The sequence below is a fragment of the Streptomyces poriferorum genome (genome assembly GCF_019399235.1).
Lineage (GTDB): Bacteria > Actinomycetota > Actinomycetes > Streptomycetales > Streptomycetaceae > Streptomyces > Streptomyces poriferorum.
This window is the reverse complement of record NZ_JAELVH010000601.1, coordinates 1-665: the sequence shown is the minus strand read 5'-3', so window position 1 is coordinate 665 and position 665 is coordinate 1. Positions and strand designations below refer to the sequence as shown.

The 665-nt window shown below is 72.3% G+C and carries 1 protein-coding gene and 1 pseudogene; both read left to right on the top strand.

The genetic code is table 11. The features are described from left to right. A pseudogene (locus tag JGS39_RS39955) lies at positions 1–226 on the top strand (aminoglycoside phosphotransferase family protein); the annotation flags it as partial. Positions 227–294: 68 nt separating this feature from the next. Further along, entirely contained in the window at positions 295–579 is a 285-nt protein-coding gene (locus JGS39_RS39950) for a TFIIB-type zinc ribbon-containing protein (RefSeq protein ID WP_148016266.1), read from the top strand. Positions 580–665 lie beyond the last annotated feature (86 nt).

Sequence of the window (665 nt, the reverse complement as noted above, 5' to 3'; positions counted from 1 at the left end):
GGACGCCTACCGGGCCGCGGGCGGCCCCGCGGTACGCGCCGAAGGCGACCCGTGGCCCGAGTTGGACGTCGCGGCCCGCGCGCTGACCGTGCAGACGGCGGCGCTGGCTCTCGCCAAGTCCGCTGCGGAGCACAGGGCTCCGGATGAGGTGGAACAGGTGATGATCGACGCCTGTGCCCGAATTGCCGCTCTCCCGCCCGAGTTGACCGCCGAACACTCGTCGTAGGGTGAACCGACCGCCGCCGGGCACGCATTCCGGCGACGGCTAACCGACGGCGAGGAGTGAGCCCGCAGATGCAGTGTCCCAAGTGCCACGCACAGATGCAGACGTACAACCGCAACGGCATTCAGATCGAGCAGTGCAGCGGCTGCCGGGGGATATTCCTGGACTACGGCGAGCTGGAGTCCCTGACGCGCGTGGAGGCGCAGTGGACGCAGCAGGCTCCGCCGGCGCCGCCCGCCCCGCAGGCCTACCCGGCGGCCCCGGCACCCGCCTGGGGCGCCCCGCAGCACCACGGTGGACACCACCAGGGCCACTACCGGCAGAAGAGCTTCGGCCGGATGCTGTTCTCGTCCTGACCCGGCACTCCCGTCCCCGCGGCCCGGACGTATTCCGTGCGGGCCGCGGGGACGGCCTGCGGGACAACGGCGAAGCCCCGGTCGTC

Bases quoted from the DNA above. Each gene is read 5' to 3' on its own strand.
- JGS39_RS39950 (WP_148016266.1), top strand. From the start codon at position 295: ATGCAGTGTCCCAAGTGCCACGCACAGATGCAGACGTACAACCGCAAC.